At 64.6% G+C, this 15,602-nt stretch carries 14 protein-coding genes and 1 tRNA gene; 12 read left to right on the plus strand and 3 right to left on the minus strand.

The genetic code is table 11. From position 1 onward, the window contains the following. Nucleotides 1–62 precede the first annotated feature (62 nt). The 5 genes from L1F06_RS17660 (at nucleotide 63) to L1F06_RS17680 (ending at nucleotide 3,872) form a co-directional block, all read left to right on the plus strand. On the plus strand, nucleotides 63–1,532 hold the full coding sequence (locus L1F06_RS17660) for a sensor domain-containing diguanylate cyclase (protein WP_129481577.1): 1,470 nt from the start codon (nucleotides 63–65) through the stop codon (nucleotides 1,530–1,532). Then, the gene (locus L1F06_RS17665; protein ID WP_129481578.1) at nucleotides 1,532–1,738 is read left to right on the plus strand and encodes a cysteine-rich CWC family protein; all 207 of its coding nucleotides are present in this window, start codon (nucleotides 1,532–1,534) and stop codon (nucleotides 1,736–1,738) included. The genes L1F06_RS17660 and L1F06_RS17665 overlap by 1 nt, the downstream gene beginning before the upstream one ends. A 3-nt stretch (nucleotides 1,739–1,741) precedes the next feature. Further along, nucleotides 1,742–2,434: a pseudouridine synthase gene (locus tag L1F06_RS17670; protein ID WP_129481579.1), complete on the plus strand. Its 693-nt coding sequence runs from the start codon at nucleotides 1,742–1,744 to the stop codon at nucleotides 2,432–2,434. Nucleotides 2,435–2,825: 391 nt separating this feature from the next. After that, nucleotides 2,826–3,713: an alpha/beta fold hydrolase gene (locus L1F06_RS17675; protein WP_003245680.1), complete on the plus strand. Its 888-nt coding sequence runs from the start codon at nucleotides 2,826–2,828 to the stop codon at nucleotides 3,711–3,713. An 85-nt stretch (nucleotides 3,714–3,798) separates the two neighbouring features. Then, nucleotides 3,799–3,872: transfer RNA gene (locus L1F06_RS17680), tRNA-Gly, on the plus strand. 247 nt (nucleotides 3,873–4,119) lie between these two features. Here L1F06_RS17680 and L1F06_RS17685 read toward each other — a convergent pair. Continuing rightward, on the minus strand, nucleotides 4,120–4,674 hold the full coding sequence (locus tag L1F06_RS17685) for a GNAT family N-acetyltransferase (protein ID WP_129481580.1): 555 nt from the start codon (nucleotides 4,672–4,674) through the stop codon (nucleotides 4,120–4,122). Nucleotides 4,675–4,890: 216 nt separating this feature from the next. On the opposite strand from L1F06_RS17685, the gene L1F06_RS17690 reads away from it, so the two are divergent. The 3 genes from L1F06_RS17690 (at nucleotide 4,891) to L1F06_RS17700 (ending at nucleotide 7,621) form a co-directional block, all read left to right on the plus strand. After that, nucleotides 4,891–6,021, plus strand: coding sequence for a mechanosensitive ion channel family protein (locus L1F06_RS17690; RefSeq protein ID WP_003245709.1), 1,131 nt, complete (start codon nucleotides 4,891–4,893; stop codon nucleotides 6,019–6,021). 106 nt (nucleotides 6,022–6,127) lie between these two features. Beyond that, a complete protein-coding gene (locus L1F06_RS17695) occupies nucleotides 6,128–6,781 on the plus strand; it encodes a DsbA family protein (protein ID WP_129481581.1) in 654 nt (217 codons plus the stop codon). A 141-nt stretch (nucleotides 6,782–6,922) separates the two neighbouring features. Beyond that, nucleotides 6,923–7,621, plus strand: coding sequence for an endonuclease (locus L1F06_RS17700; protein ID WP_129481582.1), 699 nt, complete (start codon nucleotides 6,923–6,925; stop codon nucleotides 7,619–7,621). Between the two features lie 285 nt (nucleotides 7,622–7,906). On the opposite strand, the gene L1F06_RS17705 is transcribed toward L1F06_RS17700, so the two are convergent. Next, nucleotides 7,907–8,113 (minus strand): hypothetical protein, encoded by a 207-nt coding sequence (locus L1F06_RS17705; protein WP_096825968.1) that lies wholly within the window; start codon nucleotides 8,111–8,113, stop codon nucleotides 7,907–7,909. A 73-nt stretch (nucleotides 8,114–8,186) separates the two neighbouring features. Between L1F06_RS17705 and gcsR the strand changes: the two genes are divergently transcribed. Beyond that, the gene (gene gcsR, locus L1F06_RS17710) at nucleotides 8,187–9,707 is read left to right on the plus strand and encodes a transcriptional regulator GcsR (RefSeq protein WP_012017952.1); all 1,521 of its coding nucleotides are present in this window, start codon (nucleotides 8,187–8,189) and stop codon (nucleotides 9,705–9,707) included. A gap of 212 nt (nucleotides 9,708–9,919) precedes the next feature. Here the strand turns inward: gcsR and sodC are convergent, their stop codons facing one another. Continuing rightward, nucleotides 9,920–10,471 (minus strand): superoxide dismutase family protein, encoded by a 552-nt coding sequence (gene sodC / locus L1F06_RS17715; RefSeq protein WP_024307324.1) that lies wholly within the window; start codon nucleotides 10,469–10,471, stop codon nucleotides 9,920–9,922. A gap of 331 nt (nucleotides 10,472–10,802) precedes the next feature. Here sodC and gcvH point away from each other — a divergent pair, with 331 nt between their 5' ends. The 3 genes from gcvH to glyA all read left to right on the plus strand — a co-directional run bounded on the left by gcvH (nucleotide 10,803) and on the right by glyA (nucleotide 15,570). Further along, nucleotides 10,803–11,186 (plus strand): glycine cleavage system protein GcvH, encoded by a 384-nt coding sequence (gcvH, locus tag L1F06_RS17720; RefSeq protein ID WP_003245719.1) that lies wholly within the window; start codon nucleotides 10,803–10,805, stop codon nucleotides 11,184–11,186. A gap of 9 nt (nucleotides 11,187–11,195) precedes the next feature. Beyond that, complete coding sequence (gene gcvP / locus L1F06_RS17725; protein WP_129481583.1) at nucleotides 11,196–14,048, plus strand: aminomethyl-transferring glycine dehydrogenase; 2,853 nt, start codon at nucleotides 11,196–11,198, stop codon at nucleotides 14,046–14,048. 268 nt (nucleotides 14,049–14,316) lie between these two features. Then, entirely contained in the window at nucleotides 14,317–15,570 is a 1,254-nt protein-coding gene (glyA, locus tag L1F06_RS17730) for a serine hydroxymethyltransferase (protein ID WP_129481584.1), read from the plus strand. The last annotated feature ends 32 nt before the right edge of the window (nucleotides 15,571–15,602 follow it).

A 15,602-nucleotide genomic window follows, 5' to 3' on the forward strand; every position in this document is an offset into this window, starting at 1 on the left:
CAACGATGACGCGTCGGCGACGGCACGCTAGCATTGGGCCACGCAATCAAGGCTCGGACCTCATGCCACTCAGCACTTCCCGCAAGGCCCAGTTCACCCTTCTGCTACTGCTGGGCACCCTGCTGCTGGGGGGCTTTCTCGCCACCAGCCTGGCCAGTTACCACGCCTCGCGCGAAAGCATTCGCCACAACATCGTCAACACCGAGCTGCCGCTGACCTCGGACAACATCTACTCCGAGATCCAGAAAGACCTGATCCGCCCGACGCAGATCGCCTCGATGATGTCGCGCGATACCTTCCTGCGCGACTGGGCGCTGGCCGGCGAGCTCGATCCCGAGCCCATCACCCGCTACCTGCGTGAAATCCAGGACCACTACGGCACCTTCACCAGTTTCTTCATCTCCGAACGCACCCGCACCTACTATCAGGCCAAGGGCGTGCTCAAGCAGGTCCGCGAGGACGAGCCACGCGACGCCTGGTACTTCCGCGTGCGCCAGATGAGCGAACCTTACGAAATCAGCGTCGACCCGGACATGGCCAATGCGGATCAGCTGACCTTCTTCATCAACTTCAAGGTGTTCGACTATGAGGAACGCTTTATCGGCGTGGCCGGCGTCGGCCTCACCGTGGATGCCGTGGTCAAGCTGGTGGACGACTACCAGCGGCGCTACGACCGCAGCATCTTCTTCACCGACCGCAGCGGCCTGCTGGTACTGACCGGTGCCGATGGCGGCCCAATGGGATCTCGCCGTGGCCAGGCGCTCAATACCATCGACGGCCTGGAGAACCTGCTGTTCGAACTGCCGCGCCCCGAGAGCGGCAACTTCAGCTATCAGGAGCACGGCCGCGGCCATTTCCTCAACGTGCGCTACATCCCCGAACTGGACTGGTACCTGTTCGTTGACAAGCACGAGGAAGGCGCCCTGGCCGGCATCCGCAAGAGCCTCTACCTCAACCTGCTGATCTGCACCCTGATCACCCTGGCCGTGCTGCTTCTGGTCTACCTCGCCACACGCCGCTACCAGCGCCGCATCGCCGCCCTGGCCACCACCGACAGCCTCACCGAACTGCCCAACCGCCGCGGCTTCGACATCCTCGCCGCGCAGGCACTGCAGGAGGCCCAGCGAGACAGCAGCCCGCTGTGCGCGGTGCTGCTGGACCTGGACAACTTCAAGGCCCTTAACGACGCCCATGGCCATCTGGCCGGCGACGACGTGCTGCGCCGCTTCGCCCGCCAGCTGCGCGGCAGCCTGCGCCAGGCGGACATCCTCTGCCGCTGGGGCGGCGAGGAATTCATCCTGCTGCTGAAGAACACCGACCGCAACGCCGCCCATGAGCTGGCCGAGAAACTGCGCCAGCAATGCGCCGAGCAGCGCTACCCGGTTGCAGGCGAGGCCCTGCAGGTCACCGTCAGCCTCGGCCTCAGCCAGTGGCAAGAGGGCGAAACCCTGCACGACCTGCTCGGCCGTACCGATCGCGCGCTGTATCGCGCCAAGCAGGCCGGGCGCGACCGCGTCTGCGTCGATCCCTGATGGATAGCCAACACTGCCCGCTGTGCGGCCGCAGCAACCAGTGCAGCCTGGCCAACGGTCGCCAGGACGAACCCTGCAGGTGCTTCGACGTGCAGATCGATCCGGCCGCGCTGCAGCGCCTGACGCCCGAGCAGCGCAACCAGGCCTGCCTGTGCCCGGCCTGCGCCGGCGCAGTGAAAGCCGCCGAGCGCCGCGAGCAGAACTGAGCCATGCGCCTGGATCGCTTTCTCAGCAACTTCCCCCGTTTCAGCCGGCAGGACAGCCGCCTGCTGATCTGCGCCGGGCGCCTGCGCGTGGATGGCGAGACCGTCCGCGACCCGCGTTTCGACGTGCGCGATTTCCAGCGCGTGGAGCTGGACGACGAACTGCTCCAGGCCGGACGCAGCGCGCGCTACTGGATGCTGCACAAACCGGTCGGCGTGGTCAGCGCCACCGCGCATGACGAACACCGCACCGTGCTCGACCTGCTCGACGAACCGGACAAGCACGACCTGCACCTGGCCGGGCGCCTGGACCTCAACACCAGCGGCCTGCTGCTGATCACCAACGACGGTCGCTGGTCGCGGCGTATCACCCAGCCGCAGCAGCGCAAGCCCAAGGTCTACCACGTCAGCACCGAACAGCCGATCACCGCCGAATACGCCGAAGTGTTCGAGCGCGGCCTGTACTTCGCCTTCGAAGACCTCACCACCCTGCCCGCCCGGCTCGAACTGCTGGGCAGCCACAGCGCCCGCCTGACCCTGTTCGAGGGCCGTTACCATCAGGTCAAGCGCATGTTCGGCCACTTCCGCAATCGCGTGGTCGCGCTGCATCGCGAGAGCATGGGCGAGATCGTCCTCGACCCGCGGCTGGCGCCCGGCCAGTACCGCGCGCTGACCGCCGCAGAAATCGCCAGCGTCTGATCGCACAGGCGCCGAACCTTACAACCCGACCAACGGTATCCAGAAACCGCGATAAAGATGTGACTCGCCCTTGCATGGCTGCAAGGCAACTGCTTGAATCGAATCACAAGTCCTGAGATGACCAATCGGTCACTACCGGACATCTAAGCGTTTCTTCGGTTACTGGCGTTCTGCGCCGACTGGATTCCTGCCTGGTAACACCGCCCCCTCTCCGGCCTCCGAAAAGGCTTGGAGCGCTCGCCTGTTTCGATCCTAACTGTTTGAAAATAAAAGAATTCCAAAAATCTCTCGCCTGACATCAGCTTGTCACGTCCAGGCGTTTTCCTGACTGCCCGAAGCTTGCGAACGGCCACCCGCTCGCCTTGACCCATTTGCGCCAGGAGGAAACGACATGAGGCCAGAAACCGCAGTCGTCGAGATCAACAGGAAGCACAAGGTTCACACGGAGTTCTACGGCAACCCGGCAGCAAGCAAGACCGTAATCCTGGTCAACGGCTCCCTGGCCACAACAGCCTCGTTCACCCAGACCGTCAAATACCTGCAACCGCAGTTCAACGTGGTCGCCTTCGACCTGCCCTACGCCGGCCAGTCGAAACCGTACAACAGCGACTTCACCCCCATCAGCAAGGAAGACGAAGCCGCGATCCTGCTCAAGCTGATCGACCACTACGGCGCCAACTACCTGATGTCCTTCTCCTGGGGCGGCGTCGCCTCCATGCTCGCCCTGGCCCAGCGCCCGGCCACCCTGGAACGGGCGGCGATCTGCTCCTTCTCGCCAATCCTCAACGTGCCGATGCTCGACTACCTGCACAAGGGCCTGCGCTTTCTCAACGCGGTGGATCGCGACAACATCGCCCTGCTGGTCAACAGCACCATCGGCAAGCACCTGCCATCGCTGTTCAAGCGCTTCAACCACAAGCACGTCAGCACCCTGGACGAGCACGAATACCGGCAGATGTACGCGCACATCAAGCAGGTCCTGAGCATGGAAGCGCACTGCGGCAAGGAATGCCTGCAGGCCATCGATATCCCGCTGATATTCGTCAACGGCGACCGCGACGAATACACCTCGGTGGAAGACGCCTGCCTGTTCGCCCAGCATATCGAGCACGCCGAATTCGCCGTAATCAACGACGCCGGCCACTTCCTCGACATGGAACACAAGGCTGCCTGGCTGCAGACCCAGCGCGTGCTGCTGGACTTCTTCAACGCCCCCAGCAAGCGCCTGCAACTGCCGACGCGCGGCGAGCTGCAGGAACTGCAGGCCATGGCAGTATGAGCGGCCTCAAGCGCGGAGCGAATGTACCTGTCGCTCTGCTCCGCGCTTCATTTCCGCCGCAGGTTCCGGTATAAAGGCACCCGCTGCGGGTGTCGTATAATGGTAATACCCTAGCTTCCCAAGCTAGAGCCGTGGGTTCGATTCCCATCACCCGCTCCAGCCAAGCAAAAGCCTCGTCATCACTGACGGGGCTTTTTCGTTTCTGGCGTTTGAAGGGCTTGACCGCAAGGGTTCGGGCCGGGAGGGATGGCGCTTTTTTGCGATCACACAAAAAGGCGCTGGAGAGAAAAATAAATCTGTCCCCTTTTCTCACAAATGAGGCAAGACAAGCCAGCCCATGAGAAAAAACCTATCGAAAGCGCTGTAAGACATCGTCAGAAATACCGCAGCCAACGAGACCATCATACTAACGGTGCTTGTCCGTTTCCCGCGTTTGTATTCGGTAAATAAGGTGGATGTCCTCTGGCTCCAACCGATACAGCTCCTCATCCGGTTTAGCACATAGGCTGCAACCGAGTCTTCGATAGAAATCCACCGTGTTCTGCGACGGCGTAGCCGAAACGTAGAGCGCGCTGGCGCCCAGCAGGCGGGCCTGCGCCGCGGCGCGGCGGAAGAGATGAGCACCGAGGCCGCGGCTGCGGTAAGCATGGCTGATATGGAGAAACTTCAGTTGCAGACAGTCGCCGTCTGGGCCGAGACGACGCGTGTCGAGTACCACCGCGCCTATCAGGCGTCCCTGATCGTAGAGGCCCAAAAACCATCCACCGCGGTCGAAGCAATCGAGCAGGATCGGCGTGTAGTGCTCGGCCTCCCCCTGCGGCCAGCCGCGCATGTCGTAAAACTCCGGGCGCAGCACTAGTTGGCCGGCCTCGACGGAATAAAGCTGTTCGATCACTTCGCTACGGTCTATCTCCCAGAGCTGTGGAATTTCTTCACGGCGCAGCAGGCGCTCTTCGCTCATCGTGGTTTCCTTGCAGGGGTATACCCTCGGTGGTAGCTGGAGCCGGTACGGTCCTACATGACGTCAAAGCCGGCCAGGCCCTGAGCTTCATGGGGAATGCTGCAGGCCCAGGTGAAGAATGACTCAGCACCTCCAACCAAAGCCACTCGTTCCCCGGAACTTCTGCCCACCAACGCCACCAGAAACCTATATGTCCTTTTCTGGAGGCCCCTGGCGATGGAACAGTGGAATATCTGGCTTGACCGCGATCTCTGGCTCAACGTGGCAATCGTGGTAGTGGCCACCGCGCTGATCTACAGCGTGCTGCGCACCCTGGTCAGCACCCTGCACAAGCGATTGATGGCCTGGTCGAAGGAACAGGACGGCAGTTGGCCGCACTTCGTGGCGGTGGTGATCGGCCGTACCAGCCGCCTGTTGCTGCTGGCCTTTTCCCTGTTGCTGGCGTTGCGCCTGCCGGAGCTGCCCGGCAGTTGGCAGAGCGCGTTGAGCCATACCTGGTTCGTCGCCCTGGCCTTGCAGGTGGCGCTGTGGGTGGATACCGGCGTGCGCCTGTGGTCGCGCAGCCTGGTGATGAAGAAAGGCGGCACCTACAACCCGGTGATGACCACCATCATCAGCATCATGATCCTGATCGTGGTGTGGTCGGTGATGCTGCTGTCGATCCTGGCCAACCTGGGGGTGGATATCACCGCGCTGGTGGCCAGCCTGGGTGTTGGCGGTATCGCCGTGGCGCTGGCGGTGCAGACGGTGCTCAGCGACGTGTTCGCCTCGCTGTCGATCGGCGTCGACAAGCCCTTCGAGATCGGCGACTTCGTGGTGTTCGGCGAGGTGGCCGGGACCATCGAGCATATCGGCCTGAAGACCACGCGCATCCGCAGCCTCAGCGGTGAACAGGTGGTGTGCGCCAATGCCGACCTGCTGCGGCAGGTGGTGCGCAACTACAAGCGCATGAATACCCGACGCATCGTCTTCAAGTTCGGCATCAACTACGACACGCCCAGCGACAAGGTGCGTCAGGTGGCCGAGAAGGTCGGCGACATCATCCGCGCCACGCCCAAGGCCAGGTTCGACCGCGCGCACTTTCTCGGCTTCGATGAAAGCCAGCTGACCTTCGAGGTGGTGTATATCGTGCTGACCTCGGACTACAACCAGTACATGGACATCCAGCAGGAGATCAACCTGCAACTGCTCGATGCCCTGCGCGAACTGGATGTGCGCTTCGCCCTGCCGCGTCGCGACCTGCGCCTGGTGGGCGAGAAGATGCCGGTACTCAAGGTCGCCGGCCTGCCGCAGCAGTTGGAAAACGAGGGCAGCGACTCGGATCAGCGCCTGCCGAGGTTCAGCTAGGCGCTGGCCACGGATCTGCTCGATCCGTGCAACAGACCTGCCACCCGGGTGCTGTATATCACCGCGCGAGGCAACCTTAGAGTGGGGCGCCCAGGAGACCCCGACCATGGCGCCCCACTCTTTCGAACTGCAGTATTTCTTCGACCCGCTGTGTGGCTGGTGCTATGCCAGCGCCCCCGCGCTGGCAGGTTTGGCCGAGCGCCATGGCGCCGCGCTGCGCATGATGCCGGTGGGCCTGTTCATGCAACCACGCCCGGTGGCGGCCATCGCCGAGCATGCCTGGCACAACGACCAGCGCATCGTCGCGTTGACCGGGCAGCGCTTTACCGAGGCTTATCGCAGCCGGGTGCTGCTGGCAGCGGATGGCGTGTTCGACTCCACCCCGCTGACCCGCGCGCTGGTGGCACTGGGCGCACTGGACACGGCACTGGAGCCACAGCTGCTGCATGTGGCGCAGCTCGCCCGTTACGTCGACGGGATGGATACCTGCACGGTCGATGCCGTCAGCCGCATTACCGCCGATGTCGCGGCCAGCGCCGGCCACGGGCTCGATGCCGATGAACTGGCCGCTCGCCTGCGCGATGACCGCGTGCTGGCCGAGAATACGGCCCGCCGCGTCGCCGCTGCGCGGCAAGCGATGCCGGCCGGCGGTGTGCCACAGCTGCTGTTGCGGGCTGACGGGGTAAATCAGGTGATCGCTGGGCAGGACCTCTACACAGGCCCGCAACGGCTGCTCGCGCGGATCGTTTCCCTGCTCTGAGCGCCCCGATGGCGCTTCATGCTGGCCCGACCGACCCACCATCGAAACAGCCCATAAGGCCTCTGGCCATCATATAAATTATTGATAAAACTGGACTTTTTACCTTCACAGCGGCGATGACCACGGCTAATCTGCCGCCCCATGATTCGACGTCTACTGCCCCTGCTCTGCTGTTTCACAGCCCTTTCCCTGCACGCCGCACCCGCCACTTTCGCCGAGGCCAAGCGCCTGGCCTGGCCGCTGTACGCCAAGCAGTCCACCGAGTTCTATTGCGGCTGCAAGTACAGCGGCAAGCGGGTCGATCTGCGCTCCTGTGGTTACACACCCCGCAAGAACGCCAATCGCGCCCAGCGCATCGAGTGGGAACATATCGTCCCGGCCTGGGTGATCGGCCATCAGCGCCAGTGCTGGCAGAAAGGCGGCCGCAAGAACTGCGCGGCCAACGATGCGCAGTTCCGCAAGGCCGAGGCCGACCTGCACAACCTGGTGCCGAGCATCGGCGAGGTGAACGGCGACCGCAGCAACTACAGCTTCGCCTGGCTGCCGCAGAAACCGCATCAGTACGGGCAATGCGAGACGGTGGTGGACTTCAAGGCGCGCAAGGTGATGCCGCGTCCGGCCATCCGCGGGATGATCGCGCGCACCTACTTCTACATGTCCGACCGCTACCAACTGCGCCTGTCGAAGCAGGATCGCCAGCTCTACGAAGCCTGGAGCAAGGCCTACCCGGTCAAACCCTGGGAGCAGCAGCGCAACCAGCAGGTGGCCTGCGTGATGGGCTGGGGCAATCCGTACGTGAGCAAGGTGGATATGAGCCGGTGCGCGCGGGGGCGTGGCTAACGCAGGGAGCGCCGTGCGCAGCGCATTTCACCCGATATTCCACGATCGCCACCGAATCGCTGAGAGCAGGTGCCCATGGCGCACCCTACGGCAGCAGGTCCCGATAGCGCGCGAGATCGGCGGGGAAAAGAGGCCCGTAGGGTGCGCCGTGCGCACCGACCAAAACGGCAATTGCAGGAGTTGGCCAGCGATCATGGGTCGCGGCTAGAGCCCCTGCCACAGCCTAGGTGCCGGTAGCGGGAAGGGTGTTCGCCGGCAACCGTGGGTCGGTGCGCGCGGCGCACCCTACGAAGAGCTCGTCAACCGCTGCAGCTCGCGCCGCACCATGTTGGCGAACTCCGGCGGGCTGAGCTGGTACAGCTCCTGCGCCACCCAGGGCAGCCAGCGCTCCTGCAGCTCGGCCCTGCGCGCCAGCAGGCGCTGGGCCTCGGCGTCGGCGCGGGCCTGGTGCTCGCGGTGGTAGTCGGCGCGGCTCGGTTTTTCTGTGCTCACGGTGTTGCCCTTTTCCTCATGCGCGGCGGAGCAGGCATAATCGCCGCCTGTTCGCCCATTTCGACCGTCATCAATGCGCATCCACGTCAGTTTCATCGACCGCGTCGGCATCACCCAGGAAGTCCTGGCGCTGCTTGGCGGGCGCAATCTGAACCTCGATGCGGTGGAGATGGTACCGCCAAACGTCTACATCGACGCACCGACCCTGAGCGCCGCGGTGCTCGAGGAGCTGCGCGGCGCGCTGCTGCAGGTGCATGGCGTGCAGAGCGTGGAGGTGGTGGACATTCTGCCCGGCCAGCGTCGCCGCCTGCAGCTCGATGCCCTGCTCGCGGCCATGCCCGACCCGGTGCTGGCGGTGGATGACCGCGCCACCGTGCTGCTGGCCAACCCGGCGCTGGTGGAGCTGTGCGGTCGCACGCCCGAAGGCCTGAGCATCGCCGCGCTGTTCGCCGATGACGCACTGCAGCAATCGCTGCTCGCCGCCGGTTTCCACCAGCCGCTGCGCGAGGTGCATTTCGCCGGCCAGCCGCTGCTGCTCGATGCCCAGCCGATCACCGAAGACGGACGCCTGACCGGCGGCCTGCTCACCCTGTATGCACCAAGCCGCATGGGTCAGCGCCTGGCCGCCCTGCATCATGATCATGCAGAGGGCTTCGACTCGCTGCTCGGCGAGTCCGCTCCGATTCGTGCGCTCAAGGCCCGCGCCCTGCGCGTGGCGTCGCTCGACGCACCGCTCTTGATCCATGGCGAAACCGGTACCGGCAAGGAGCTGGTGGCACGCGCCTGTCATACCGTCAGCGTGCGCCGCAATGCGCCCTTCCTCGCCCTGAACTGCGCCGCGCTGCCGGAGAACCTGGCCGAGAGCGAACTGTTCGGCTACGCCCCCGGCGCCTTTACCGGCGCCCAGCGCGGCGGCAAGCCGGGGCTGCTGGAGCTGGCCAACCAGGGCACGGTGTTTCTCGACGAAATCGGCGAAATGTCGCCCTATCTGCAGGCCAAGTTGCTGCGCTTTTTGAGCGACGGCAGCTTCCGCCGCGTCGGTGGTGACCGCGAGGTGAAGGTGGACGTGCGTATCCTCAGCGCCACCCACCGCGATCTGGAAAAGATGGTGGCCGAAGGCAGCTTCCGCGAAGACCTGTTCTACCGCCTCAACGTGCTCAATCTGGAAGTGCCGCCGCTGCGCGAGCGCGGCCAGGACATCCTGCTGCTGGCCCAGCACTTCATGGCCCAGGCCTGCGCGCAGATCCAGCGCCTGCCCTGCCGCCTGGCGCCGACCACCTTCCCCGCCCTGCTGGCCGGGCGTTGGCCGGGCAACGTGCGCCAGTTGCAGAACGTGATCTTCCGCGCTGCCGCGATCTGCGACAGCAACTGGGTGGAGATGGACGATCTGGATATCGCCGGCACCGAAGTGGCGCCGAAGGTCGAAGGAGAAGTCGCCAGCCTGGAACAGGCCATGGACGAGTACGAGAAGGCGCTACTGGAAAAGCTCTACGACAGCCACCCCTCCAGCCGCCAGCTGGCCGCACGCCTGGGCACCTCGCATACCGCCATCGCCAAGCGCCTGCGCAAGTACGGGATACCGGGCAAGCATTAAGGCCAGGCTTAACAAGCGGACCACTCGCCCTTGTAGGGTGGGTTAGGCGCCTGTCGCAAATACTTAGGCCCCCGAAGGTCCCGATGCGCCGTAACCCACCATCGGCGCAACGCGGAAGATCGCCCGCTGGGTTACGCGGCGCACCACGACCGCAGTGCCTGAGAACTCACCTATTGGCGCCGCTAACCCACCCTACGGCTTTCGGTGTTGAGTCAGATCGGCGTGGTGCTGGTCGGCACCTTGATCACCCCACAGGCCACACGCGCCCCGCCACCGCCCAGCGGCTGCGGATGATCGGCGTGGTTGTCGCCGCCAGCGTGAATCATCAGCGAACGGTTGTGCAGGTCTTGCAGGCTCTTGAGCCGTGGCGCCAGCACCGGCTGGCTGGCCTTGCCGTCCTCGGTCACCAGCAGTGCGGGCAGGTCGCCCAGGTGGGCATTGTCTTCCCAGGGGAAGCCATGGCGGCCGGCATTCTGCGGGTCCCAGTGGCCACCTGCTGCGCCGGCCGGCGTCAGCTTGCCATCCACCTCCGCGGCGTTGCAGTTGGGCTCGGTGTGCACGTGAAAGCCATGCACGCCAGGTTCCAGCCCCTGCAGATCAGGGGTGAATACCAGCCCGTAGGCCGACTGGCTGATGGTCACGGTGCCGATGGATGCGCCAGTACCTTTCTCCGTGGCCTGCTCCAGCGTCACGGTAACCGTCTCGCTGGCCTGCAGACTGGTGGCGCCAAACAGCGCGAATGCCAGGGGAATCAGGGGTTTCATGTCGATCTATCTCCTTGTCGATGAAGCCTCCCAGTTACCGACCTTCGATCCTCTGAGCGGTTCCAGCCATATGCTGTATCGATATCGATCCACCGTAACGATTTAGCAACAAAGACCTGCAAGCCGCGCCGCGGCTCGTGCGACGCAAACTTTTCCATTTGCGACGCATGGTTTCGTATCGATATCGTTCCAGAGCATTGCTTACCGCCGCTGAAAATATATATAAGCATTTGATTTTATTGGGTTTTTTATCATTGGCACTGGCATTGCAAACGACCGCCCACCTGCCCGCCACCCAAGAAGCGGACATCTTTACCCCTGAGGAGTTGACATGAGCGAGTTGCGTTTCACCGCCGATCACGAATGGCTGCGTCTGGACAACGATGGTCTGGTTACCGTCGGCATCACCCATTACGCTCAGGACGCGCTCGGCGACGTGGTGTACGTACAGCTGCCGGAAGTGAAGGCCTACGCCCAGGGCGAAGAAGTGGCGGTGCTGGAGTCGGTGAAGGCCGCCAGCAACATCGTCATGCCGCTGGACGGCGAGATCGTCGAAATCAACGCCGACCTGGAAGGCAGCCCGGAGCTGGTCAACGAATCGCCGCTGGACAAGGCCTGGTTCTTCCGTATGCGCCTGGCCGACAACGCTGTGCTCGCCGACCTGCTGGACAAGGCCGGCTATGATCGTCTGTTGAACGCCAACGCCGACGCCTGAGTGACCGCCATGACCAAGCTCGATACCCAGAACGAATTCATCGCCCGCCATATCGGCCCGCGCGATGCCGACACCGCCGCCATGCTCGAACTGCTCGGCTACGACTCGGTCGACGCCCTGACCGATGCCGTGATTCCCGAGAGCATCAAGGGCACCAGCATCCTCGGCGCACAACCGGGCCTGTCGGAAGCCGACGCCCTGGCCAAGATCAAGGCCATCGCTGCCAAGAATCAGCAGTTCAAGAGCTTCATCGGCCAGGGTTACTACGGCACGCACACGCCGAGCCCGATCCTGCGCAACCTGCTGGAAAACCCGGCCTGGTACACCGCATACACCCCGTACCAACCGGAGATTTCCCAGGGCCGCCTGGAAGCGCTGCTGAATTTCCAGACCCTGATCAGCGACCTCACCGGTATGCAGATCGCCAACGCATCGCTGCTCGACGAAGCCACCGCTGCCGCCGAGGCCATGACCTTCTGCAAGCGCCTGTCGAAGAACAAGGCCAGCAACACCTTCTTCGCCTCCCAGCATTGCCACCCGCAGACCCTCGACGTGCTGCGCACCCGTGCCGAGCCGCTAGGCATCGAAGTGGAAGTCGGCGACGAAGCCGCCATCACCGACGCCAGCGCCTACTTCGGCGCCCTGCTGCAGTACCCGGCAAGCAATGGTGACATCTTCGATTACCGCGCCCTGGTCGAGCGCTTCCACGCCGCCAACGCTCTGGTGGCCGTAGCCGCCGACCTGCTGGCCCTGACCCTGCTCACCCCGCCGGGCGAGTTCGGCGCCGACGTCGCCCTGGGCAGCACCCAGCGCTTCGGTGTGCCGCTGGGCTTCGGTGGCCCGCATGCCGCCTACTTCGCCACCCGCGACGCGTTCAAGCGCGACATGCCGGGCCGCCTGGTCGGCATGTCGGTGGACCGTTTCGGCAAGCCGGCCCTGCGCCTGGCCATGCAGACCCGCGAGCAGCACATCCGCCGCGAGAAGGCCACCAGTAATATCTGTACCGCCCAGGTGCTGCTGGCCAACATCGCCAGCATGTACGCCATGTACCACGGCCCGAAAGGCCTGACCGCCATCGCGCAGCGCGTACACAGCTTCACCGCCATCCTCGCTCTGGGCCTGACCAAGCTGGGCCACAGCGTCGAGCAGCAGCACTTCTTCGATACCCTGAGCATCAAGACCGGCGCCAAGACCACCGAGCTGCATGCCAAGGCCCGTGCCGCCGGCATCAACCTGCGCGAGATCGACGCCGAGCGTCTGGGTCTGTCGCTGGACGAAACCACCGACCAGGCCGCCGTCGAGGCGCTGCTGAACCTGTTTGCCGCTGACCAAGCCGCACCTGCCGTCGCCGACCTGGCCGCACAGGTCGCCAGCCGCCTGCCGCAAGGCCTGCTGCGCCAGTCGGCGATCCTGCAGCACGAAGTGTTCAACCGCTACCACAGCGAAACCGAGCTGATGCGCTACCTGCGCAAGCTGGCCGACAAGGACCTGGCCCTGGACCGCAGCATGATCCCGCTGGGCTCCTGCACCATGAAGCTCAACGCCGCCAGCGAGATGATCCCGGTGACCTGGCCGGAGTTCGGCAACCTGCACCCCTTCGCTCCGGTCGAGCAGGCTGCGGGTTACACCCAGCTGACCACTGAGCTGGAAGCCATGCTCTGCGCCGCCACCGGCTACGACGCCGTGTCGCTGCAGCCCAACGCCGGCTCCCAGGGCGAGTACGCGGGCCTCTTGGCCATCCGTGCCTATCACCTGAGCCGCGGCGACGATCAGCGCGACATCTGCCTGATCCCGCAATCGGCCCACGGCACCAACCCGGCGACCGCCTCCATGGCCGGCATGCGCGTGGTGGTGACCGCCTGTGACGCGCGCGGCAACGTCGACATCGCCGATCTGAAGGCCAAGGCCGAAGAGCACAAGGATCGTCTGGCCGCGATCATGATCACCTACCCGTCCACCCACGGTGTGTTCGAGGAAGGCATCCGCGAGATCTGCCAGATCATCCACGACAATGGCGGCCAGGTGTACATCGACGGCGCCAACATGAACGCCATGGTCGGCCTCTGCGCCCCAGGCCAGTTCGGCGGCGACGTCTCCCACCTGAACCTGCACAAGACCTTCTGCATCCCGCACGGCGGTGGCGGCCCGGGCGTCGGCCCGATTGGCGTCAAGTCGCACCTGGCGCCGTTCCTGCCGGGTCATGGCCACATGGCCCGCAAGGAAGGCGCAGTGAGCGCCGCGCCGTTCGGCAGCGCCAGCATCCTGCCGATCACCTGGATGTACATCACCATGATGGGCGGCAACGGCCTCAAGCGCGCGTCGCAGATGGCCATTCTCAACGCCAACTACATCGCCCGTCGTCTGGAAGAGCACTACCCGGTGCTGTACTCCGGCGAAGGCGGCCTGGTGGCGCACGAGTGCATCCTCGACATCCGTCCGCTCAAGGACAGCAGCGGCATCAGCGTCGACGACGTGGCCAAGCGCCTGATCGACTTCGGCTTCCATGCCCCGACCATGTCCTTCCCGGTGGCCGGCACCCTGATGATCGAGCCGACCGAGAGCGAATCCAAGGAAGAACTGGATCGCTTCTGCGACGCCATGATCGCCATCCGCGAGGAAATCCGCGCGGTCGAGCAGGGCCGTCTGGACAAGGACGACAACCCGCTGAAGAACGCCCCGCACACCGCCCTGGAACTGGTCGGCGAATGGCACCACGCCTACAGCCGCGAGCAGGCCGTGTACCCGGTGGCGAGCCTGATCGAGGCCAAGTACTGGCCGCCGGTGGGCCGTGTGGACAACGTCTACGGCGACCGCAACCTGGTCTGCGCCTGCCCGTCCATCGAGGCGTATCAGGACGCGTAAGCGCGGTGAACCTCCCCTCTCCCGCTTATGGGGCGAAAGCGGAAAAAGCGAAGCACCGCTTCGCCCGCTTGAGCGCCCTGAGCTCTGCGAAGGGCTGGGGCGCGGAGCGGGGGCCGGGGGAGAGGGCAAGACGGTTCACACCCCCTCTCCCTAACCCTCTCCCCGAGGGGAGAGGGAACCGTTCTTCGCTTCATCCAGTTTCCTTTCGGCTCCCCTCACCGGGGCGGGCCGACTGCATCCCGAGAAAAACGATAAAGAGGGCCTCACCATGTTCAGCAAGCACGACCAACTGCAGGGCTATGACGACGCCCTGCTCGCGGCGATCCAGGCCGAAGAACAGCGCCAGGAAGACCATATCGAGCTGATCGCTTCGGAGAACTACTGCAGCCAGCGCGTGATGCAGGCGCAAGGCAGCGGCCTGACCAACAAGTACGCCGAAGGCTATCCGGGCAAGCGCTACTACGGTGGCTGCGAGCATGTGGACAAGGTCGAGGCGCTGGCCATCGAGCGCGCCAAGCAACTGTTCGGCGCCGACTACGCCAACGTGCAGCCGCACTCGGGGTCCTCGGCCAACAGCGCCGTGTACCTGGCGCTGCTGAGCGCGGGCGACACCATCCTCGGCATGAGCCTGGCCCATGGCGGCCACCTGACTCACGGCGCCAAGGTGTCGTCCTCTGGCAAGCTGTACAACGCCGTGCAGTACGGCATCGACGAGAACGGCCTGATCGATTACGACGAAGTCGAGCGCCTGGCCATCGAGCACAAGCCGAAGATGATCGTCGCCGGTTTCTCGGCCTACTCGCGCGTGCTGGACTTCCCGCGTTTCCGCGCCATCGCCGACAAGGTCGGGGCGCTGCTGTTCGTCGACATGGCCCATGTGGCGGGGCTCGTGGCCGCCGGTCTGTACCCCAACCCGGTGCCGTTCGCCGACGTGGTCACCACCACCACGCACAAGACCCTGCGCGGCCCGCGTGGCGGCCTGATCCTGGCGCGGGGCAACGAAGAGATCGAGAAGAAGCTCAACTCCGCCGTATTCCCAGGCGCCCAGGGCGGCCCGCTGATGCACGTCATCGCGGCCAAGGCGGTGTGCTTCAAGGAGGCGCTGGAGCCGGGCTTCAAGGCCTACCAGCAGCAGGTGATCGACAACGCCCGCGCCATGGCCGAAGTGTTCGTCGAGCGCGGCTATGACGTGGTCTCCGGCGGCACCGACAACCACCTGATGCTGATCAGCCTGGTCAAGCAGGGCCTGACCGGCAAGGCGGCCGACGCGGCGCTGGGCGATGCCCACATCACGGTGAACAAGAACGCCGTGCCCAACGACCCGCAGTCGCCGTTCGTCACCTCCGGCATACGCATCGGTACCCCGGCGGTGACCACCCGCGGCTTCAAGGAAGGCGAATGCCGCACCCTGGCTGGCTGGATCTGCGACATCCTCGACGACCTGGACAACCCGGCCGTGATCGAGCGCGTGCGCAGCCAGGTCGCAGACCTGTGCGCCACCTTCCCGGTCTACGCTGACTGACACCCAACGTACAACGGGCCGCACCGCGGCCC

It is taken from the genome of Pseudomonas hydrolytica (assembly GCF_021495345.1).
GTDB lineage: Bacteria > Pseudomonadota > Gammaproteobacteria > Pseudomonadales > Pseudomonadaceae > Aquipseudomonas > Aquipseudomonas hydrolytica.

Coding starts and splice junctions, on each gene's coding strand:
- L1F06_RS17660 (WP_129481577.1), top strand. CDS start 63: ATGCCACTCAGCACTTCCCGCAAGGCCCAGTTCACCCTTCTGCTACTG.
- L1F06_RS17665 (WP_129481578.1), top strand. CDS start 1,532: ATGGATAGCCAACACTGCCCGCTGTGCGGCCGCAGCAACCAGTGCAGC.
- L1F06_RS17670 (WP_129481579.1), top strand. CDS start 1,742: ATGCGCCTGGATCGCTTTCTCAGCAACTTCCCCCGTTTCAGCCGGCAG.
- L1F06_RS17675 (WP_003245680.1), top strand. CDS start 2,826: ATGAGGCCAGAAACCGCAGTCGTCGAGATCAACAGGAAGCACAAGGTT.
- L1F06_RS17685 (WP_129481580.1), bottom strand. CDS start 4,674: ATGAGCGAAGAGCGCCTGCTGCGCCGTGAAGAAATTCCACAGCTCTGG.
- L1F06_RS17690 (WP_003245709.1), top strand. CDS start 4,891: ATGGAACAGTGGAATATCTGGCTTGACCGCGATCTCTGGCTCAACGTG.
- L1F06_RS17695 (WP_129481581.1), top strand. CDS start 6,128: ATGGCGCCCCACTCTTTCGAACTGCAGTATTTCTTCGACCCGCTGTGT.
- L1F06_RS17700 (WP_129481582.1), top strand. CDS start 6,923: ATGATTCGACGTCTACTGCCCCTGCTCTGCTGTTTCACAGCCCTTTCC.
- gcsR (WP_012017952.1), top strand. CDS start 8,187: ATGCGCATCCACGTCAGTTTCATCGACCGCGTCGGCATCACCCAGGAA.
- sodC (WP_024307324.1), bottom strand. CDS start 10,471: ATGAAACCCCTGATTCCCCTGGCATTCGCGCTGTTTGGCGCCACCAGT.
- gcvH (WP_003245719.1), top strand. CDS start 10,803: ATGAGCGAGTTGCGTTTCACCGCCGATCACGAATGGCTGCGTCTGGAC.
- gcvP (WP_129481583.1), top strand. CDS start 11,196: ATGACCAAGCTCGATACCCAGAACGAATTCATCGCCCGCCATATCGGC.
- glyA (WP_129481584.1), top strand. CDS start 14,317: ATGTTCAGCAAGCACGACCAACTGCAGGGCTATGACGACGCCCTGCTC.